Here is an 18,758-nt window from a genome sequence, read left to right on the forward strand (position 1 = left end):
TCTCCCGATGTTCCCAACACCGCGTCCCCGCGCCGCCGGTGAAGGCGTATTTACGGATCACAACACACCTCCGCAAGAGGAAAATCCGGCGCCTCGCGAAATTTTCGACATCTCGGATTTTTCTTATTTATCAGCGTGTTGCCACCCAACCACCGCCGCAGGGCTCTTGGATGCGGGGTCGTGACCTCGCGGCAAGCGGCGGTTCAGGCCGAGTCGGCGCGCCACAGACCGCGGCCCGCGCCGCGCGGGCGCAGCCGCAACGCCAGCAACGCCACAATCGCCCCCATGTAGAACAACGGCTCGAGATGGAGCCCCTTGGACAGCATGACGAAGTGCAGCGCGCCAAGCACCGCAACCGCATAGGTCACGCGATGCAGGCGCCGCCACATGGCGGCCCCCAGACGGCGCACGGCCCAGTCGTTCGAGGTAAGCGCGAGCGGAACCATGAGCAGGAAGGCGCCCATGCCGATGGTGATGTAGGGGCGTTTCAGGATGTCCGACCAGACCCGCGCCGGATCCTGAACGTCGAGCAGCAGCCAGACGGCGAGGTGCAGCGCGACATAGGTGAACGCGATGAGGCCCAAAGCCCGGCGAAAGCGCAGCAGGTTCACGCCGAGATGCCGGCGCAGAGGCGTGATCGCGAGCCCCGCGATCAGGAACTGCAGCGCGTAAAGGCCGAGGCGGTGCTCCAGGACCTCCACCGGCTCCACGCCCAGCCCGCCCGTGGCCCCGGCCCAGAAGAGCCATGGCACAGGCGCGAGCGCCACGGCCCAGACCGCCCAGACCGGGACGCGCCGCGCCCCGGCAGAGATCACCCGCGCGAGCGCCATCAGAAGAACTTCGTCAGGTCCATGCCGGCGTAAAGGAGCGCCACCTCATCGGCGTAACCGTTGAACATGAGCGTGGGCTGGCGCGCCGAGAAGAGCCCGCCGCCGATACGCCGCTCGGTCGCCTGGCTCCAGCGCGGATGGTCGACCTCGGGGTTCACGTTGGAATAGAAGCCGTATTCGCGCGGATTGGCCTTGTTCCAGCTCGTGGGCGGCTCTTCCTCGGTCAGCGTGATCCGCACCACGGACTTGATCGACTTGAAGCCGTATTTCCACGGCACCACGAGGCGGAGCGGCGCGCCGCTCTGGTTGGGAAGATCGCGGCCGTAGATGCCGGTCGCCATGATGGTAAGCGGGTGCATCGCCTCGTCGAGGCGAAGGCCTTCGACATAGGGCCAGTCGAGCACCGGGAAACGCGTGCCCGGCATCTCCTCGCGGTTCAGGTAGGTCTCGAACGCCACGTATTTCGCGCCGGGCTGGACGCCCGCCATATCGAGCAGGTCCGCCAGCTCGAAACCGTTCCACGGCACGACACGCGACCACGCCTCCACGCAGCGGAAACGGTAGATCCGCTCCTCCATCGTCATCCGCGCGAGGATATCCTCGAACGCGTAGTCCGCCGGGCGGTCCACCATCCCGTCGATCCGGATCGACCAGGGCGACACCGTCATCTGCCCGGCGCGGCGCGCGGGATCCTTCTTGTCCGTGCCGAACTCGTAGAAATTGTTGTAGGTGGTGATCTCTTCCCAGCTGTTGGGCTCAAGATCCTCCGCGGCCGCCTCGGCGCGGGGGGCGAGGCCCGCCAGCCCCAGCGCCGCGCCGCCCGCGATCAGGCCGCGGCGGCTGATCCAGGCGCCTTCCGGCGTCACGTCACGCTCCGTCAGGTCGTTCTTCCAGCGGTGGGACATGGGGCTCTCCCTGATCCAGTTATCGCTCGCAACATAGGTTGCGCCGCCGCGCCGCCCAATGCACGGCGCGTCACGATGGCGTTGGGATCGGCAGAGGCGCGGTGTCACGGTCGCAAGCCCCGTGGTGATGCAGCGCCCGCTCGCGGGCTGGCCATCGGCTGCGAGCCGGTTGGCCGGGTCGCCCGCATGTTGATTTGCCTCAATGTCACGCGGCCGCGGGGGCCTTACCGTCAAGACCGTATTGGCGGCCCGGTCCCTCCGCGCCGCGCACCTTTCTGGGAGGACACCATGACCGCATTCGCCCGCGCAGCCGCCGCGCTGTGCCTTGCCGCCGGCCCGGCCCTTGCCGAGGACATCGTCACCTACGACACGGATCTGTCCTACGGCGATGTCGTGTTCGGGCTCGAGAACGCGATCCTCGACGAGGGGCTGGTGATCGACCACACCAGCCATGTGGGAAACATGCTGGCGCGCACCCGCGAGGATGTGGGCTCGGACGTGCAGCTCTACGAGGCCGCGGACGTGTTCGGCTTCTGCTCGGCCAAGGTCTCGCGCAGCGTGATGGAGGCCGATCCGATGAACGTGGCATACTGCCCCTACCATATCTTCGTGGTGCAGCAGGCAGGCGAGGACCGGGTGATGATCGGCTATCGCGGCTTCCCCGACGGATCGATGCAGGAAGTCGAGGATCTTCTCGACAGGATCACGCGCGCAGCCATCGCCGAGTAACCGGCGATCACGGCGGATCACAAAAATTTAAGTCGAAACCTGCGAAGCACCGCGCTTAGCGCGCCGCCTTGCGATGTCAAGCCGCATCGGCGGAAATCCCCGGTGAACCGGACCGGTCCGCGTGCCGTAATCTGCAATGGATGATCGGTGCGGCACGCCGCCGCCCCGGCACCAAGGCCTGCGCCATCGAGCGCAGGGACATGACGTTCAAGGAGGAAACTCGAATGTTCCGCAGAACTTTCTTCGCGATGACCGCTGCAACCGCCCTGGCCGCGCCGGCCTTCGCCGACAACCACATGGGCAAGGACATCGTCGACACCGCGGTCGAGGCCGGCAGCTTCACCACGCTCGCGGCCGCACTCGAGGCGGCAGGCCTCGTCGAGACGCTGAAGGGCGAAGGCCCGTTCACCGTCTTCGCGCCGACCGATGACGCCTTCGCGGCGCTGCCCGAGGGCACCGTCGAGGGCCTGCTCGAGGATACCGATGCGCTGACCGCGATCCTCACCTACCATGTCGTGCCGGGCAAGGTCATGTCGGGCGATCTGTCGGACGGCATGATGGCCGAGACCGTGAACGGCCAGTCGGTGACCATCGGCACCGAGGGTGGCGTGACCGTGGACGGCGCGAGCGTCATCCAGGCCGACGTGGAAGCCTCGAACGGCGTCATCCACGTGATCGACGCGGTTATCCTGCCGGAGTGATCCGGCGCGAACCGCAACGATCTTTTGGCGCGGGGCGGCTCAGCCGCCCCGCCGTCGTATCCTGACAGTGCATTTCGAAAGGAGACAGTGATGAACCGCCGTTTCGCACTTCGCGCCCTCGCCGCCACGGGCCTCGCCGCGGGCCTCGCCGCCTGCGCACCGGCGCCCAGCCAGCCCGATATCGTCGGCGTCGCCGCGTCGAACGACCAGTTCTCGACCCTCGTGACCGCGGTGCAGGCCGCCGGCCTCGTGGAGACGCTTCAGGGCCCGGGGCCCTTCACGCTCTTCGCGCCGACGAACGCGGCATTCGAGAAACTGCCCGCCGGCACGGTCGAGTCGCTTCTCCAGCCGGAGAACCGCGACCAGCTCGTGAGCGTTCTGACCTACCACGTCGTGCCCGGTGCGGTGACGTCCGACCAGCTTGCCGGCAAGCGCCTCAGCGCCGAGACCGTGCAGGGCCAAAGCCTTCACATCAACGCGACAGGCAGCGCCGTGCATGTCGAGAACGCCCGCGTCACGCAGGCCGACATCTCGGCATCGAACGGTGTCATCCACGTGATCGACACGGTGCTTCTGCCCGAGTGAGCCGCCGGTCCGGCGCGTGAAAAAAGGCCCCCTGCCAATCGCGGGGGGCCTTTGCGTTTTCGAAGGCCCGCGCGCCTCAGTGCAGGACCGCGTCCTGCGGCGGCTCGCTTCCGGAACTGGCGACATGCCCGCCGATCTCCAGCCCGTCCGGGCCGGCCGTCACCGTCAGCACATCGCCGTCGCGCACGTCGCCGGCCAGCAGCTTCTCGGCCAGCGGATCCTGCAACGCGCGCTGGATCACCCGCTTGAGCGGCCGTGCGCCGAAGACCGGGTCATAACCCTCGTCGGCGAGCCACTTGCGCGCCGTGTCGTCGAGCTCCAGCCGGATCTTGCGGTCCGCGAGACGCCGCGCGAGGCGCGAGAGCTGGATGTCCACGATGCCGGTCATGTCCTCGCGGTCCAGCCTGTCGAAGACGATGATCTCGTCGAGCCGGTTCAGGAACTCGGGGCGGAAGTGGTTGCGCACCGCCTCCATCACCTCGGCCTTGGCGGCCCCCGGATCGGCGCCCTCGGGCAACTGGCTCAGCGCCTGACTGCCGAGGTTCGACGTCAGCACGATGAGCGTCTGCTTGAAGTCCACCTTGTGGCCCTGCCCGTCGGTGAGCTGACCGTCGTCCAGCACCTGGAGCAACACGTTGAACACGTCCGGGTGCGCCTTCTCCACCTCGTCGAAGAGCAGCACCTGGTAGGGCCTGCGGCGCACCGCCTCGGTCAGCACACCGCCTTCCTCGTAGCCGACATAGCCCGGCGGCGCGCCGATCAGGCGGGCGACGGAGTGCTTCTCCATGAACTCCGACATGTCGATGCGAACCATCGCGCCCTCGTCGTCGAAGAGGAAGTCGGCAAGCGCCTTCGTGAGCTCGGTCTTGCCCACGCCGGTGGGGCCGAGGAACAGGAAGGAGCCGAGCGGCCGGTTCTCGTCCTGCAGGCCGGCACGCGCCCGCCGCACGGCGTTCGACACCGCCCGCACCGCCTGCGCCTGGCCGACCACCCGGGCGTGAAGCTCCTGCTCCATGCGCAGCAGCTTATCGCGCTCGCCCTCAAGCATCTTCGACATCGGGATGCCGGTCCAGCGTTCGACCACCGCCGCGATCTGCTCGGGGCGCACGGCCTCCTCGACCATCACGTCGGCCTCGCCCTCGACGGCCTCGGCCTCGGCGAGCTGCTTCTCGAGCTGCGGGATGACCCCGTAGCTGAGCTCGCCCGCCCGCGTGAGGTTGCCCTCGCGCTTGGCCTGCTCGAGCTCGTTGCGCGCCTGGTCGAGCTGTTCCTTCAGCCCGCGCGCCGAGGCGAGCTTGTCACGCTCGGCCTGCCATTTCGCGGTCATCTCGGCCGACTGCTCCTGCAGGTCCGAAAGCTCCTTTTCCAGCTTCTCCAGCCGGTCGCGCGAGGCCTGGTCGTCCTCCTTCTTCAGCGCCTCGGCCTCGATCTGCATCTGCAGGATCTGCCGGTCGAGCGCGTCGAGTTCCTCTGGCTTGGAGTCGACCTCCATCCGCAGCCGCGATGCAGCCTCGTCCATGAGGTCGATCGCCTTGTCGGGCAGGAAGCGGTCGGTGATGTAGCGGTCGGACAGCTGCGCCGCAGCCACCAGCGCGGAATCCGAGATCCGCACCCCGTGGTGCAGCTCGTACTTCTCCTTGATGCCGCGCAGGATCGAGACCGTGTCCTCGACCGTCGGTTCCGCCACGAAGAGCGGCTGGAAGCGCCGGGCGAGCGCCGCGTCCTTCTCGACATGCTTGCGATACTCGTCGAGCGTGGTGGCGCCGACGCAGTGAAGCTCCCCGCGCGCGAGCGCCGGCTTGAGAAGATTCGACGCGTCCATCGCCCCGTCGGCCTTGCCCGCGCCCACGAGCGTGTGCATCTCGTCGATGAAGAGGATGATCTCTCCCGCCGCCGCGGTGACCTCCGAGAGGATCGCCTTCAGACGCTCCTCGAACTCGCCGCGGTATTTCGCGCCGGCGATGAGCGCGCCCATGTCGAGCGCCAGAAGCTTCTTGTCCCTCAGGCTTTCGGGCACGTCGCCGTTCACGATCCTCAGCGCAAGGCCCTCGGCGATGGCGGTCTTGCCGACGCCGGGATCGCCGATGAGAACCGGGTTGTTCTTGGTGCGCCGCGACAGCACCTGCATCGCCCGGCGGATTTCCTCGTCGCGGCCGATGATCGGGTCGATCTTGCCCTCGGCCGCGGCCTCGGTCAGGTCGCGGGCGTATTTCTTCAGCGCGTCATAGCCCTCTTCCGCGCTCTCGGTGTCGGCGGTGCGGCCCTTGCGCAGGTCGTTGATCGCCTCGTTGAGCTTCTGCGGGTTCACCGCACCGGCGTCGAGCGCGTCTTTCGCGGGCGAGCGCACCAGCGCGAGCGCGGTCAGGATGCGTTCCACGGGGACGAAGCTGTCGCCCGCCTTCTTGGCAAGCTTCTCCGCCTCGTCGAGCACCTTGGCGGTCTGGGTGTCGAGATACATCTGCCCCGCCCCGTCGCCCGAGACCTTGGGCAGCTTGGCCAGCCCGGCCTCCGCCGCCTCGAGCACGCGCTCCGGCGCGCCGCCGGCGCGGCGGATTAGATTTGCGGCGAGCCCCTGCTCGTCGTCCATCAGCGCCTTGAGCAGATGCTCGGGGCCGAGTTTCTGATGTCCCTCGCGCACCGCGATGGTCTGTGCCGCCTGGACGAAACCGCGCGAGCGTTCCGTGAACTTGGACAAGTCCATGGGTCTTTTCTCCTTTCATCAAGCACCCTTGCCGGGGCCGCCCGCCTTGCGGCACGCCCCCATCGGGCCTTCTGTTGCAAGATGGCGACACCCCATCGAGGCTTCAAGACGCGGGCCGCGCGTTTTTTCGGCGGCTTGCTCCCGCGCGCGCTTTGCGGCAAGCGGAACGCGTGACAGGAAGGGGACCCGCATGAGCGACAACCGCCTCATCGTGGCGCTGGACGTGCCCGACGCGCATACCGGCCTCACCCTCGCGCAGCGCTTGGGCGACGCGGTGGGCTTCTACAAGATCGGGCTCGGCATGCTCACGGGCGGGGGCCTTGCGCTCGCCAACGAGCTGAAGGGTGAGCACGGCAAGCGCATCTTCCTCGACATGAAGCTCTTCGACATCGGCGCCACGGTCGAGGCGGCGGTGCGCGGGCTGGCGCGGTTCGATCTCGATTTCCTAACGGTTCACGGCGATCCTCATGTCGTCCGCGCCGCGAAGGCGGGCGCGGCCGGGTCCGGGATGAAGATCCTCGCGGTCACGATCCTGACCTCGCTCGACCGTGCGGACCTCGACGCGAGCCTCATCCGCGCGGGCGCGGTTCCCGACCTCGTGGTGGAGCGCGCCGCGCGGGCCTTCGAGGCCGGGGCGGACGGCGTCATCGCGAGCCCGCAGGAAGCGGCGATAATCCGCGCGCGGCCCGAGGCGGCGGGCCGGCTCATCGTGACGCCCGGGGTGCGGCCCGCAGGCGCCGGCCTGGGCGACCAGAAGCGCGTGGCCACACCGGCGCAGGCCATCGCGGGCGGCGCCGATCACATCGTCGTCGGCCGCCCCGTCTGGCAGGCGGCGGACCCGCGCGCCGCGGCAGAGGCGATCCTTTCCACCCTGCCCTGAGCCGCCCGGGATCGCGGCTCGGCCGGCGGCGCGCCCCGAAGACCCTGTGCGCGCCGCCGCGCAATGCTATGATCGCGCCATGCCCGCCCTCTGCCGCGACTGCCTGACCACCTTCGAGACCGGACGTCGCTGCCCTGCCTGCGGGCGGCCGCGGGTCACGTCGCATCCCGAACTCTTCGAGCTGTCCATCGCCCACATGGACTGCGACGCCTTCTACGCCAGCGTCGAGAAACGCGAGAACCCCGAGCTGGCCGACCGGCCGCTCATCATCGGCGGCGGCCGGCGGGGCGTCGTCTCCACCGCCTGCTACGTCGCCCGGATCCGCGGCGTGCGCTCGGCCATGCCGATGTTCAAGGCGCTGGAGCTCTGCCCCGAGGCGGTGGTTATGAAGCCGCGGATGGATCTTTACGCCGAGGTCAGCCGCGCGATCCGCGCGATGATGACGGAACTCACCCCCGCGGTGGAGCCGCTGTCGCTCGACGAGGCGTTCCTCGATCTCTCGGGCACCGAGCGGCTGCACGGGCACCCGCCCGCCGTGATGCTCGCGCGGCTCGTCCGGCGGATGAAGGACGAGCTGGGCGTCACCGGCTCGATCGGGCTTTCGCACAACAAGTTCCTCGCCAAGGTGGCCTCCGACCTCGACAAGCCGCAGGGATACTCGGTCATCGGACGGGCCGAGACGCAGGATTTCCTGCACGACCGGCCCGTGCGCCTCATCTGGGGCGTGGGCGAGGCGGGGCAGGAGGCGCTCGCCCGCGCCGGCATCCACCGTTTCAGCGATCTGCGCCGCTGGGAGAAACTGGCGCTCGAGGCGCGCTTCGGGTCCATGGGCGGGCGGCTCTGGCATCTCGCGCGGGGCGAGGACACGCGCCGCGTCTCGGCCGACGGGCCGGTGAAGTCGATCTCCAACGAGACGACCTTCGGGGAGGACACCGCCGACCCGGATCTGCTGGACGGGCATCTGTGGCGCATGTCGGAGAAGGTGTCGGACAGGGCGAAGGCCAAGGATCTGGCGGGCCGCGTCGTCACGCTGAAGCTGAAACGCGCCGATTTCCGGACCGTGACGCGCCGCCAGTCCCTGCGCGACGCGACCCAGCTCGCCGACCGGATCTACCGTACCGCACGCGGGCTTCTGGACGCGGCGGGGGCGGACGGGCTCTACCGGTTGCTGGGCGTCGGCCTGTCGGAGCTTTGCCCGGCGGCCGAGGCCGAGCGGTCGGGCGACCTGCTGGACCCACAGGCGGCGCGGCGCGGACAGGCAGAGCGCGCGGCCGACACGATCCGCGCCCGGTTCGGACCGGCGGCGATCCTGAAGGGGCGGTCCTTGCGCTAGCGCCTCACTCGGCCGCGAGCGGCCGCGCCTCCGCCTCTCCGATCGCCGCGATGTCCGCGATCACGCCGCGCAGAAGGTCGCGGAAGGCGTTGAAGTTCGCGTTGGGCCGGATCACCTGCTCGTTCATGTAGAGCGCGCGGTCGATCTCGATCTGGACGGCGTGCTGGTTGCGCGAGGGGCGCCCGTAGTTCTGCGCGATGTAGGCGCCGGCGAAGGGCGCGTTGCGCACCACGACCAGCCCCGCGGCGGAAAACGCCGCCTCGATCCGGTCCACGATCTCGGCCGAGGACGAGGCGCCGAACCTGTCGCCCAGCACGATCTCGGGCCGGCGGGCGCCGGCGCGCGTGATGCCGTCCACCGCCTCATGGGGCATGGAATGGCAGTCCACCAGGATCGCCCGGCCGAAAAGACCGTGGGCCTGCGACAGCTGGTGCTGCAACTCGCCGTGATAGGGCCGCCAGTAAAGCGAGATGCGCCGCTGCGCCTCTTCCAGGGGGATCTTGCCGCGATAGATTGCGCGGCCGTTGGCGACCACGCGCGGGATCACCCCGAGGCCCGAGGACACCCGCGGGTTGTGGCTCGTCCGGCGCACGCCCTCGATGAGCGCCGGGTCGAGCTCCTCGGCGGAGCGGTTCAGGTCCACGAAGGCGCGCGGCACACCGCCCTTGAGCAGGGGCGCGCCGAAGTCCGGCGCGCATTCGAAAAGCCTGTCGACATAGGCGTCCTCCGACGAGCGTATGGAATGCTCGTCGAGAACGGTCCGGCGCAGGAAGCTCCAGGGATAGTCCCGTCCGCTGTGGGGAGAGGCGAAGACGACGCACGATGTGCGCTGCCGCGGATGGCTGATCTGGTACGGCGAATGGGCCACGCGTTTCTCCCTGCTGGCGGGGATGATAGCGCGATTGCACGCCCTGCCAAAAGACCTTGATCCACCCCACGACTCCTTTTATAGAGCGCGCTACCGGCGCGGACACCCGCGCCCCGTTTTGTTTGGGGGCATGGAATCGGTGCCGGTTTTCGGGCGGTTAGCTCAGCGGTAGAGCACTACGTTGACATCGTAGGGGTCACTGGTTCGATCCCAGTACCGCCCACCACCGGCCGCTCCGCCCGCAAGGGCGGCCCGACACAACGGTCTGGCGCATCCGGAAGGCACGCGCCGCGCGAAGAAGGAGAGGACCATGAAGGTCAGAAACTCGCTGCGCTCGCTCAAGACGCGCCACCGCGATTGCCGCGTTGTGCGCCGCAAGGGCCGCGTCTACGTCATCAACAAGTCCCAGCCGCGCTTCAAGGCCCGCCAGGGCTGAAAGAACACCGGCCGCCGTCAGGTGGTCGCCGGGCCGCGCCAGCCGGCGCGGCCCGTTTTCATGTGCGCGGACGCGTCTTCTGGATGATGCGTCATGAAACTGGCATGTTCGGCTGGCACCAAGACGGAAACCAGCACGACAAGACCCCATGCCCGACGACAAAGCACCCCGCCAACGATTTTCCCCGCCGCCCACGAGCGACGCGCCACGCAACCCGACGCCATCTCCCGCGCCGCGCGCGTCGCACCGCGCGCTCGATCATCCCCACGAGACGCTCGACCGCGCCACCCGCGCGGTCCTCGCGCGGCAGACCGGCGGGATATCCCCGCACGCGGCCTGGGCCGCCTGGGCGGACTGGGCCACGCATCTTGCCCGCGCGCCGGGCCGCCAGCTCGAACTCGTGGAGCGGGCCCAGCAGAACTGGTGGAAACTCGCAGGCTTCGCCGCCGCCGCGACGAACGCCGAGGCGTCACCCCCGTTCGAGCCGGGCTCCAACGATCACCGCTTCGGCCATGCCGACTGGGGCCGGTTCCCCTTCAGCCTCTACCAGCAGGGCTTTCTTGCGGCGCATGACTGGTGGGACCTCGCGACCCAGCCGATCCGCGGCGCGCGGCCCCAGAGCGCGAAGCGCGCGGGCTTCATGGCGCGCCAGATGCTCGACGCCGTCTCGCCCTCGAACATGCCCTGGCTGAACCCGGAGATCCTGGAGACCGTGCGCGAGACGCGGGGCCATGCCGTCCTCGACGGGGCGCGGCATCTCGCCCGCGACATGGGCGACGCGCTGACCGGAGAGACCAGCGAACCGGACTCGGAGTACCGCGTGGGCGAAACCCTCGCCTGTACGCCCGGCCAGGTGGTCTTCCGCAACGACCTCTTCGAGCTGATCCAGTACACACCTCAAATCGAGACCGTCCAGGCCGAGCCCGTGCTCGTCGTGCCGGCCTGGATCATGAAATACTACATCCTCGACCTGCGCCCGGAGAATTCGCTCATCAACTGGCTCGTGGGCCAGGGCTTCACGGTCTTCGCCATTTCCTGGGTGAACCCCACGGCAGAGCACCGGGACCTGTCGCTCGACGATTACCGCCGGCTTGGCGTGATGGCGGCGATCGACGCCGTCTCGACCATCTGCGAGGGGCAGCGCATCCATGCCTGCGGCTATTGCCTGGGCGGCACGATCCTCTCCATCGCGGCGGCCACCATGGCGCGCAACCATGACGACCGCCTCGCCTCGATCACCCTTCTCGCGGCGCAGACCGACTTCTCCGAGGCGGGCGAGATCATGCTTTTCGTGGACGAAAGCCAGCTCGCCTTCCTCGAGGACATGATGTGGGACCAGGGCACGCTGGACAGCGATCACATGAGCGGCGCATTCCGCGCGCTGCGCCCCGAGGACCAGATCTGGACGCGCTGGGTGCGCCGCTACCTCATGGGCCAGGAGGAGCCCGACGCCGACATCCTCGTGTGGAACCGCGACACCACCCGGATGCCGGCGCGCATGCATTCGGAGTATCTGCGCGCGCTCTTCATGGAGAACCGCCTGACCGGAGGCCGTTTCGCGGTCGAGGAGCGGGTGATCGCGCTGCGCGACATCTCGGCGCCGATGTTCGTGGTCGGCACCGAGAAGGATCACATCGCGCCCTGGCACTCGGTCTACAAGGCGAAGCTCTTCACCGACACCGACATGCGCTTCGTGCTGACCTCGAGCGGCCACAATGGCGGTATCGTGTCGGAGCCCGGTCACCCGCACCGGCATTACCGGATCGGGCACCGCGCCCCCGGCGCGCACTACATGGACCCCGACACCTGGCTTGAATGCGCCGTGAAGGAAGACGGCTCCTGGTGGCCGGAATGGGCGCGCTTCCTGCGCGAGCAGGGCAGCGGGGTCGAGATCCCGCCCCCGCCGATGGGCGCGCCCGGCAAGGGGCTCCGCCCGATCGAGCCCGCACCCGGCAGCTACGTCTTCCAGCGCTGAGCCCCGCGCGCGGCGCGGATCAGTCGTATTTGCGCCGGTCCTCGATCACGAGGCCGTCGCGCGGCAGGCTGCCGGGCGGCACCACCTCGACCTGGCCGCGCATCTTCAGAAGTTCCGCGACGCTCGCCTCGAAGGCGGCGGCGTCGCCGCCCTCGGCCTCGACCTGCACGGTCATCGCGTCCATCTCTCCCTCGCGGCGGGCGATGACGCGGGCCTTCGCGATCTCGTCGTGGCGCGCCACCAGCGCGGCCACCTGCTCGGGGCGCACGAACATGCCCTTGATCTTCGTGGTCTGATCGGCGCGGCCCATCCAGCCCTTGATGCGCGTGTTCGTGCGGCCGCAAGGGCTTTCGCCCGGCATCACCGCCGAAAGGTCGCCGGTCGCGAAGCGGATCAGCGGGTAGTCGGGGTTGAGCGTGGTGACGACGACCTCGCCCACCTCGCCGGCCGGAACCGGGTCGCCGGTGCCCGGGGTCACGATCTCCACGAGGACATGCTCGTCGAGGATCATCCCCTCCATCGCCGCGCTCTCATAGGCGATGTTGCCGAGATCGGCGGTGGCATAGCACTGCAGGCAGGCGATGCCCCTGTCGGCGTATTCCTGGCGCAGCGACGGGAAGAGCGCGCCGCCCCCCACAGCCGCCTTCGTGAGCCTCAGCCGCTCGCCCATCTCGTCGGCCTTGTCGAGGATCACCTTCAGATAATCGGGCGTCCCGGCATAGGCCGTGCTGCCGATATCCGCCGCGGCGCGCACCTGAAGCTCCGTCTGCCCGGTGCCCGCAGGCAGCACCGCCGCGCCAACCGCCCGCGCACCGGACTCGAAGATCATGCCGGCGGGCGTCAGGTGATAGCCGAAGCAGTTCTGCACGATATCGTCCGCGCCCACGCCGCAGGCATGCAGGAAGCGGCCCATCCGCCACCAGTCATGCGCGTCGCCGCCCGGCTCATAGATCGGTCCGGGCGACTGGAACACATGCGCGAAACCCGAGGCCGGCCGGGTCGTGTAGCCGCCAAAGGGCGGGTCGCCGGCCTGTGCGCGGCCCAGCCGCGCCTTGCGCAGCACCGGCAGCGCGGAAAGCGCCTCGGCCGATGTGATCGCCTCGGGATCCACCTCCGCGAGCGTCTCGGCATAGCCCGGAAGCGCCTTCGCGCGGGCCATCTGCGCGGGCAGCGCCCCGGCGATCCATGCCGCGCGGGCATCGGCGCTCCGGGTTTCCAGCTCGTCGTAATGGGTGCCTGTGCGGGCCGTGTCCATCGCCGTCTCCCTTGCTCAGAGCCACCGCTTGCGACGGCGGTAGGAGCGCACGTCGCGGAACGACTTGCGCCCCTCCTCGGACATGCCGAGGTAGAATTCCTTCACGTCCGGGTTCTCGCGCAACTCGTCGGCGGGGCCATCCATCACCACGCGGCCCGATTCCAGGATGTAGCCGTAGCGCGCGAAACGCAGGGCCACGTTGGTGTTCTGCTCGGCCAGCAGAAACGTCACGCCCTCGTTCTCGTTCACCGACTTCACGATGCCGAAGATCTGTTCGACGAGCTGCGGCGCGAGGCCCATGGACGGCTCGTCCAGCAGGATCGTCTCGGGGCGCGACATCAGCGCGCGCCCGATCGCCGTCATCTGCTGCTCGCCGCCCGAGGTATAGCCCGCCTGGCTCTTGCGCACCTGCTTCAGACGGGGAAAGTACTCGTAGACCATCTCGAGATCCTGCTGGATCGCCGCGGCCCCCGCGCTGCGCGTATAGGCGCCAGTCAGCAGGTTTTCCTCCACCGTGAGGTGCTCGAAGCAGTGGCGCCCCTCCATCACCTGGATGACGCCGCGTTTCACCAGCGCGGAGGGGTCGAGATGCTGCACGCGTTCCCCGCGGTAGACGATGGAGCCCTTGGTGACCTCCCCGCGCTCGGAGGCCAAGAGGCTCGAGATCGCCTTGAGCGTCGTGGTCTTGCCCGCCCCGTTGCCGCCGAGAAGCGCGACGATGCCGCCCTTCGGCACGGAAAGGCTCACGCCCTTCAGCACGAGGATCACGTGGTTGTAGATCACCTCGATGTTGTTGACCTCGAGGAGCGCCTCCTCCGTGCGGCCTGCGTCGAGCATCCTCGCCTCTCTCGTTTCGGGGCCGGTCGGGGCGGCGGTGCCGACCGGCCGGTCCTCGCTCCCTGGATACCGGGTGCCCGGCCGCCCTTGCAGGCGGGCGGCCGGGGCGGCCGGTTCAGCTCTCGTTGCAGCGCAGATCGATGTCGTTCTCCGCGGCGAAGGCCATGGAGTCCTCCTCGATCAAGGGCTGCAGGATCTCGTCGTCGGGCGCGATGTAGTCGGTGAGCGCCTTCCACTCGCCGGCCTCGGCATCCCACTGCTGCACGATGCCGCCGCCGGAGCCGCCGTGGTTCGAGCAGGTCACGCCAAACTCGGGCCCGATCCCGGGCGCGCCCAGCGCCTCCATCTTCGCGGCCGTCATCTCCAGCGCTTCCATGCCGTCGCGCATCATCGCCGCGTCGATCTGGTCGGTGCCGTGGATCTCCTGCGCGGTCTTGGCCGCCTCGACGGCGAGCATGGCCGCATACATGCCGCGGGTATAGAGCACCTTGCCCACGTTGGATCCGTCGCCGGCCGCGAGGCCCTTGTCGATCACGTGGGTGCGGATGTCGGCGAAGACCGGGTAGTCCGCGATCCGGTTCATGTTGAGCGACTTGTAGCCGTCGGCGGCGGCGCCCGCGGGCGTCACGTCATGCTCGGCGCCCGCCCACCAGTTGCCGATGAAGTTCTCCATCGGGAAGCGGATGTTGGCGGCCTCCTGGATCGCGACCTGGTTCATCACGCCCCAGCCCCACATGATCACGTAGTCGGGCCGCTCGCGCCGGATCTGAAGCCACTGGCTCTTCTGTTCCTGGCCGGGGTGGTCCACCGCGATGGTCGTGAGCTCGTAGCCGTGCTTCTCGGCCAGGCTTTCGAGCGTGCGGATCGGCTCCTTGCCGTAGGCGGAGTTGTGGTAGAGCAGGGTGATCTTGCTGTCCGAAAGATCGCCGCCGTTCTCGTCCAGCAGGTACTTGATTGCCACCGAGGCCGCGTCCCAGTAGTTCGCGGGGTAGTTGAACACCCACTCGAACACCTCGCCGTTCTTCGCCGAGGTGCGACCGTAGCCCATGGTGTGAAGCGGGATGCCGTCGGCCGAGACCTTGGGGATCAGCTGGTAGGTGATCCCGGTCGAGAGCGGCTGGTAGATCAGCGCGCCCTCGCCCTTCGTGGCCTCGTAGCACTCGACCCCCTTCTCCGTGTTGTAGCCCGTCTCGCACTCGATCACGCGGGCGGGCACGCCGCCGATGCCGCCGTCGCGCTCGTTCACCATGGTGAAGTAGTCGCGGTAGCCGTCCGAGAACGGGATGCCGCCCGCGGCGTAGGGGCCGGTGCGATAGCTCAGGTCCGGGAACACCAGGTCGGCGAGCGCCGGCCCGGCGGCCATGCTGGCGGCAAGCGCCAGGGCAGTCAGTGTCTTTCTCATTGGGGTTCTCCTCCCTTTCGATCTTCGTTCAGTGACGGCGGCTCCTCTTCCGCCGTGCCCGCCCCCTCAATAGGGGAAGGGCCAGAGCCTCAGCTTTTCCTTCGCGAGGCGCCAGAGCTGGGCGAGGCCATGCGGCTCGGCCACCAGAAAGAGCACGATGAGCCCGCCCACGATGATGAGTTCCAGATGCGCGGCAAGGTCCGACGGCCAGCCAAGCATGCCCACCAGCACGTTCTTCAGGAAGACCGGCAACAGCACCAGGAAGGCCGCGCCCGCGAAGCTTCCGAAGATCGAGCCGAGGCCGCCAATGATGATCATGAAGAGCACCAGGAACGACTTCTGGATGCCGAACGCCTCGCCCACCTCGACCGCGCCCAGGTAGACGGCGAAGAAGAGCGCGCCCGCGATGCCGATGAAGAAGGACGAGACGGCGAAGGCCGACAGCTTGGCGGCCAGCGGGCTCACCCCGATGATCTCGGCGGCGATGTCCATGTCGCGGATCGCCATCCATTTGCGGCCCTGCGTGCCGCGGGTCAGGTTCCGCGCGACGATCGCCAGCACGGTGACGAAGACGAGGCACAGAAGATAGGCCGCCCAGGCCGGGGCCTCGGGTCCCGTGACGGCCACGCCGAAGACCGTGCGCTCCGGCGCGGTGATCTGCCCGGAGGCGGAGTAGTTGTAGAACCACGGCACCTTGTTGAAGAGCCAGACGAGGAAGAACTGCGCGGCGAGCGTGGCGACGGCCAGATAGAAGCCCTTGATCCTGAGCGAGGGCAGCCCGAACAGCACCCCCACCGCCGCGGTGATCCCCCCGGCGAGGACGATGTGAAGGACGATCGACACGTCGGGAAAGGCCGTCATCAGCTTGTAGCAGCCGTAGGCCCCCACCGCCATGAAGCCCCCGGTGCCGAGGCTCACCTGCCCGCAATAGCCCGTCAGGATGTTCAGCCCGATCGCCGCGATGGCGTAGATCAGGAACGGCAGCAGGACGGCGTTGGCCCAGTAGTCGTTGACGACGAACGGCACGACGAGGAACGCCACGGCCAGCACCGCGTAATAGCGCCAGCGATCGAACCGGATCGGGAAGGTCTGACTGTCGGCGACGTAGCTCGTCTTGAAGTCGCCCGCCTCACGATAGAGCATCTCGAACCTCTCCTTGTTCCTGTGCCCTGGCGCGCGCCTGCGGCGTCAGCTGCTTCGAGGGTTTCGCGTAGCCCGTGGCCTCCGCCGCCCGCGCGAGCCAGAGCCAGCAGGTCACGCCCGTCGCAAGCCCGGCGAAGGCCAGCAGCGCCGCGACGGCGATCTGCCCGCCCGACAGCTCCCCCGCGGAGGCGAGGGCGAGGTAGCCGAAGGCCCAGAAGCCCGACCAGGCGACGACATTGGCGATGGCGATCAGCTTGCCCACGGGCTCAGACCCTCTCGATGATCTTCTCGCCGAACAGGCCCTGCGGCCGGAAGACGAGGAAGACGAGCGCGAGCACATAGGCAAACCAGTTCTCGGTGGCGCCTCCGACCATGGGGCCGATGAGGAACTCGAAAAGCTTCTCGCCCACGCCGATGATGAGGCCGCCGACGATCGCGCCGGGGATCGAGGTGAAGCCGCCCAGCATCAGCACCGGCAGCGCCTTCAGCGCGATGAGCGAGAGCGAGAACTGCACGCCCATCTTCGTGCCCCACATGATGCCGGCCACAAGCGCGACGATGCCCGCCAGCGACCAGACCATGACCCAGATGAAGTTGAGCGAGATGCCGACGGAAAGCGCGGCCTGGTGATCGTCGGCCACGGCGCGCATGGCACGGCCCTGCTTGGTGTATTGCGCGAAAAGGATCAGCAGCGTGACCAGCGCCGCGGCGATCAGCGTGGCCGCGATGTCGAGATTGTCGATGAAGAACCCGTAGCCGAACCAAGTGTAGGTCATCTCGTCGATCGTGGTGTTGATGCCCTGCGGCAGCCCGACGTCGAGGTTCTTGATGTCGGCGCCCCACATGACGTCGCCCAGCCCCTCGAGGAAATAGGCCAGGCCGATCGTCGCCATGAACAGGATGATCGGTTCCTGCCCCACGAGGTGGCGGAAGATGAGCTGCTGCACCGCCCAGGCCAGCCCCACCATGACGAGCGCGGTCAGCAGGATCGCGGCCAGCGCCGGAAGGTGCCAGCCGAAATGGTGGATCTCGGTTCCGAAGACGGCGTTGATGAGATGCGAGAAGGGCACCTGCCCGTCCATGATGCCGACCAGCGTCAGCGCCGCGAAGAGCGCCAGCACCCCCTGGCTGTAATTGAATATCCCGCTCGCCTTGAAGATCAACACGAAGCCCAGCGCGACGAGCGCGTAGAGCACGCCGGCCATCAGGCCGTTCAGCACGACCTCGATGCCCCAGAAGAACTGTTCAGGCATCGCTCGCCTCCCTTGCCGTTCCCGACGCACCGCGCGCCACGCCCGCGGGACGGCGGGCGGGGCGATGGCGAAGCCGAGCGCCGTCCGTCCGTCGCTCAGTCATGGGCCACCCCCAGATAGGCATCGATCACCTCCTGGTTGTTGCGCACCTCGTCGGGCGTCCCGTCGCCGATCTTCTTGCCGTAATCCATCACCACCACCCGGTCCGAGAGGTCCATGACCACGCCCATGTCATGCTCGATCAGGGCGATGGTGGTGCCGAACTCGTCGTTCACGTCCAGGATGAAGCGGCTCATGTCCTCCTTCTCCTCGACGTTCATGCCCGCCATCGGTTCGTCCAGCAGCAGCAGCGCCGGCTCGGCCGCGAGCGCGCGGGCCAGTTCCACCCGCTTCTTCAGCCCGTAGGGCAAACGTCCGACGGGCGTCTTGCGGATGTGCTGGATCTCGAGAAAGTCGATGATCCGTTCCGCGTTCTCGCGGTTTTCCACCTCCTCGCGCTCGGCCGCGCCCTTCCAGAGCGCCTGCGCGAAGATCCCCGTGCGCATCTGCGTCAGCCGCCCGGTCATCACGTTGTCGAGGACGCTCATCCCCTCGAAGAGCGCGATGTTCTGGAAGGTGCGCGCGATGCCCTGCCGCGCGACCTGGTAGGGCCGCATCCACGGGCGCTTCTCGCCGCGGAACCAGACCTCGCCCTCCTGCGGCAAGTAGAAGCCCGAGATGACGTTCAGCATCGAGGACTTTCCCGCGCCGTTCGGCCCGATGATCGCGCGGATCTCGCCCTCGCGGATGTCGAAGGAGATGTCCCTGATCGCGGTGACGCCGCCGAAACGCAGGGTGATGTTCTTCATCTCCATCACCACGCCGCCGATCGTGCGGCCATCGGCGGTGACATGGCCCGCGTCGCGGTGCGCGCCGCCCTCATGGG

Annotated in this window: 19 protein-coding genes and 1 tRNA gene; 9 read left to right on the plus strand and 11 right to left on the minus strand. The window is 68.3% G+C overall.

Annotation, left to right across the window (positions count from 1 at the left end; all coding sequences use genetic code 11):
• A partial coding sequence (locus tag AB6A69_RS10355; protein WP_371060713.1) for a hypothetical protein occupies positions 1-184 on the plus strand: 184 nt, incomplete at its 5' end.
• A gap of 19 nt (positions 185-203) precedes the next feature.
• Here the strand turns inward: AB6A69_RS10355 and msrQ are convergent.
• On the minus strand, positions 204-830 hold the full coding sequence (gene msrQ / locus AB6A69_RS10360) for a protein-methionine-sulfoxide reductase heme-binding subunit MsrQ (protein WP_371060714.1): 627 nt from the start codon (positions 828-830) through the stop codon (positions 204-206).
• Positions 830-1,735 carry a protein-methionine-sulfoxide reductase catalytic subunit MsrP gene (gene msrP / locus AB6A69_RS10365; protein WP_371060715.1) on the minus strand — a complete coding sequence of 302 codons (906 nt, stop codon included), beginning with the start codon at positions 1,733-1,735 and terminating at the stop codon, positions 830-832. The genes msrQ and msrP overlap by 1 nt, the downstream gene beginning before the upstream one ends.
• 288 nt (positions 1,736-2,023) lie before the next feature.
• On the opposite strand from msrP, the gene AB6A69_RS10370 reads away from it, so the two are divergent.
• The 3 genes from AB6A69_RS10370 to AB6A69_RS10380 all read left to right on the plus strand — a co-directional run bounded on the left by AB6A69_RS10370 (position 2,024) and on the right by AB6A69_RS10380 (position 3,750).
• Entirely contained in the window at positions 2,024-2,464 is a 441-nt protein-coding gene (locus AB6A69_RS10370; protein ID WP_371060716.1) for a DUF302 domain-containing protein, read from the plus strand.
• A gap of 224 nt (positions 2,465-2,688) precedes the next feature.
• Positions 2,689-3,165, plus strand: coding sequence for a fasciclin domain-containing protein (locus tag AB6A69_RS10375; RefSeq protein WP_371039227.1), 477 nt, complete (start codon positions 2,689-2,691; stop codon positions 3,163-3,165).
• Positions 3,166-3,255: 90 nt separating this feature from the next.
• Complete coding sequence (locus AB6A69_RS10380) at positions 3,256-3,750, plus strand: fasciclin domain-containing protein (protein WP_371039229.1); 495 nt, start codon at positions 3,256-3,258, stop codon at positions 3,748-3,750.
• A 76-nt stretch (positions 3,751-3,826) separates the two neighbouring features.
• Here the strand turns inward: AB6A69_RS10380 and clpB are convergent, their stop codons facing one another.
• The gene (gene clpB, locus AB6A69_RS10385; protein WP_371039230.1) at positions 3,827-6,451 is read right to left on the minus strand and encodes an ATP-dependent chaperone ClpB; all 2,625 of its coding nucleotides are present in this window, start codon (positions 6,449-6,451) and stop codon (positions 3,827-3,829) included.
• 190 nt (positions 6,452-6,641) lie between these two features.
• Here clpB and pyrF point away from each other — a divergent pair, with 190 nt between their 5' ends.
• Positions 6,642-7,331: an orotidine-5'-phosphate decarboxylase gene (gene pyrF, locus AB6A69_RS10390; protein ID WP_371060717.1), complete on the plus strand. Its 690-nt coding sequence runs from the start codon at positions 6,642-6,644 to the stop codon at positions 7,329-7,331.
• Positions 7,332-7,410: 79 nt separating this feature from the next.
• Positions 7,411-8,664, plus strand: coding sequence for a DNA polymerase IV (locus AB6A69_RS10395; RefSeq protein WP_371060718.1), 1,254 nt, complete (start codon positions 7,411-7,413; stop codon positions 8,662-8,664).
• Between the two features lie 4 nt (positions 8,665-8,668).
• On the opposite strand, the gene AB6A69_RS10400 is transcribed toward AB6A69_RS10395, so the two are convergent.
• Positions 8,669-9,532, minus strand: a complete 864-nt coding sequence (locus AB6A69_RS10400) for an N-formylglutamate amidohydrolase (RefSeq protein ID WP_371060719.1) — start codon at positions 9,530-9,532, stop codon at positions 8,669-8,671.
• Between the two features lie 151 nt (positions 9,533-9,683).
• Between AB6A69_RS10400 and AB6A69_RS10405 the strand changes: the two genes are divergently transcribed.
• From AB6A69_RS10405 to AB6A69_RS10415, 3 genes are all read left to right on the plus strand, one after another.
• A tRNA-Val gene (locus AB6A69_RS10405) sits at positions 9,684-9,758 on the plus strand.
• Between the two features lie 84 nt (positions 9,759-9,842).
• Entirely contained in the window at positions 9,843-9,968 is a 126-nt protein-coding gene (ykgO, locus tag AB6A69_RS10410) for a type B 50S ribosomal protein L36 (RefSeq protein WP_371039234.1), read from the plus strand.
• A 148-nt stretch (positions 9,969-10,116) separates the two neighbouring features.
• On the plus strand, positions 10,117-11,943 hold the full coding sequence (locus AB6A69_RS10415) for a PHA/PHB synthase family protein (RefSeq protein WP_371060720.1): 1,827 nt from the start codon (positions 10,117-10,119) through the stop codon (positions 11,941-11,943).
• A 19-nt stretch (positions 11,944-11,962) separates the two neighbouring features.
• Here the strand turns inward: AB6A69_RS10415 and AB6A69_RS10420 are convergent, their stop codons facing one another.
• The 7 genes from AB6A69_RS10420 to AB6A69_RS10450 all read right to left on the minus strand — a co-directional run bounded on the left by AB6A69_RS10420 (position 11,963) and on the right by AB6A69_RS10450 (position 18,687).
• Positions 11,963-13,198, minus strand: a complete 1,236-nt coding sequence (locus AB6A69_RS10420) for a phenylacetate--CoA ligase family protein (RefSeq protein WP_371060721.1) — start codon at positions 13,196-13,198, stop codon at positions 11,963-11,965.
• 15 nt (positions 13,199-13,213) lie between these two features.
• Positions 13,214-14,035 (minus strand): ABC transporter ATP-binding protein, encoded by an 822-nt coding sequence (locus tag AB6A69_RS10425; protein ID WP_371055663.1) that lies wholly within the window; start codon positions 14,033-14,035, stop codon positions 13,214-13,216.
• Between the two features lie 115 nt (positions 14,036-14,150).
• Positions 14,151-15,437 carry an ABC transporter substrate-binding protein gene (locus tag AB6A69_RS10430; RefSeq protein WP_371060722.1) on the minus strand — a complete coding sequence of 429 codons (1,287 nt, stop codon included), beginning with the start codon at positions 15,435-15,437 and terminating at the stop codon, positions 14,151-14,153.
• Positions 15,438-15,503: 66 nt separating this feature from the next.
• Entirely contained in the window at positions 15,504-16,580 is a 1,077-nt protein-coding gene (locus AB6A69_RS10435; protein WP_371039240.1) for a branched-chain amino acid ABC transporter permease, read from the minus strand.
• Positions 16,567-16,842: a hypothetical protein gene (locus AB6A69_RS10440; RefSeq protein ID WP_371060723.1), complete on the minus strand. Its 276-nt coding sequence runs from the start codon at positions 16,840-16,842 to the stop codon at positions 16,567-16,569. The genes AB6A69_RS10435 and AB6A69_RS10440 overlap by 14 nt, the downstream gene beginning before the upstream one ends.
• A 4-nt stretch (positions 16,843-16,846) precedes the next feature.
• On the minus strand, positions 16,847-17,833 hold the full coding sequence (locus AB6A69_RS10445; protein ID WP_371055661.1) for a branched-chain amino acid ABC transporter permease: 987 nt from the start codon (positions 17,831-17,833) through the stop codon (positions 16,847-16,849).
• 95 nt (positions 17,834-17,928) lie between these two features.
• Entirely contained in the window at positions 17,929-18,687 is a 759-nt protein-coding gene (locus AB6A69_RS10450) for an ABC transporter ATP-binding protein (protein ID WP_371060983.1), read from the minus strand.
• Positions 18,688-18,758 lie beyond the last annotated feature (71 nt).

The sequence above is a fragment of the Rhodosalinus sp. 5P4 genome, assembly GCF_041365695.1.
In the GTDB taxonomy this organism is placed as follows: domain Bacteria; phylum Pseudomonadota; class Alphaproteobacteria; order Rhodobacterales; family Rhodobacteraceae; genus Rhodosalinus.

What these genes read in the sequence shown, in the direction of transcription:
- AB6A69_RS10425 (WP_371055663.1), bottom strand. Translation starts at nt 14,035, where the DNA reads ATGCTCGACGCAGGCCGCACGGAGGAGGCGCTCCTCGAGGTCAACAAC.
- AB6A69_RS10435 (WP_371039240.1), bottom strand. Translation starts at nt 16,580, where the DNA reads ATGCTCTATCGTGAGGCGGGCGACTTCAAGACGAGCTACGTCGCCGAC.
- AB6A69_RS10450 (WP_371060983.1), bottom strand. Translation starts at nt 18,687, where the DNA reads ATGGAGATGAAGAACATCACCCTGCGTTTCGGCGGCGTCACCGCGATC.
- AB6A69_RS10380 (WP_371039229.1), top strand. Translation starts at nt 3,256, where the DNA reads ATGAACCGCCGTTTCGCACTTCGCGCCCTCGCCGCCACGGGCCTCGCC.
- AB6A69_RS10415 (WP_371060720.1), top strand. Translation starts at nt 10,117, where the DNA reads ATGCCCGACGACAAAGCACCCCGCCAACGATTTTCCCCGCCGCCCACG.
- AB6A69_RS10375 (WP_371039227.1), top strand. Translation starts at nt 2,689, where the DNA reads ATGTTCCGCAGAACTTTCTTCGCGATGACCGCTGCAACCGCCCTGGCC.
- AB6A69_RS10430 (WP_371060722.1), bottom strand. Translation starts at nt 15,437, where the DNA reads ATGAGAAAGACACTGACTGCCCTGGCGCTTGCCGCCAGCATGGCCGCC.
- AB6A69_RS10395 (WP_371060718.1), top strand. Translation starts at nt 7,411, where the DNA reads ATGCCCGCCCTCTGCCGCGACTGCCTGACCACCTTCGAGACCGGACGT.
- AB6A69_RS10370 (WP_371060716.1), top strand. Translation starts at nt 2,024, where the DNA reads ATGACCGCATTCGCCCGCGCAGCCGCCGCGCTGTGCCTTGCCGCCGGC.
- AB6A69_RS10445 (WP_371055661.1), bottom strand. Translation starts at nt 17,833, where the DNA reads ATGCCTGAACAGTTCTTCTGGGGCATCGAGGTCGTGCTGAACGGCCTG.
- msrP (WP_371060715.1), bottom strand. Translation starts at nt 1,735, where the DNA reads ATGTCCCACCGCTGGAAGAACGACCTGACGGAGCGTGACGTGACGCCG.
- msrQ (WP_371060714.1), bottom strand. Translation starts at nt 830, where the DNA reads ATGGCGCTCGCGCGGGTGATCTCTGCCGGGGCGCGGCGCGTCCCGGTC.
- AB6A69_RS10420 (WP_371060721.1), bottom strand. Translation starts at nt 13,198, where the DNA reads ATGGACACGGCCCGCACAGGCACCCATTACGACGAGCTGGAAACCCGG.
- pyrF (WP_371060717.1), top strand. Translation starts at nt 6,642, where the DNA reads ATGAGCGACAACCGCCTCATCGTGGCGCTGGACGTGCCCGACGCGCAT.
- ykgO (WP_371039234.1), top strand. Translation starts at nt 9,843, where the DNA reads ATGAAGGTCAGAAACTCGCTGCGCTCGCTCAAGACGCGCCACCGCGAT.
- clpB (WP_371039230.1), bottom strand. Translation starts at nt 6,451, where the DNA reads ATGGACTTGTCCAAGTTCACGGAACGCTCGCGCGGTTTCGTCCAGGCG.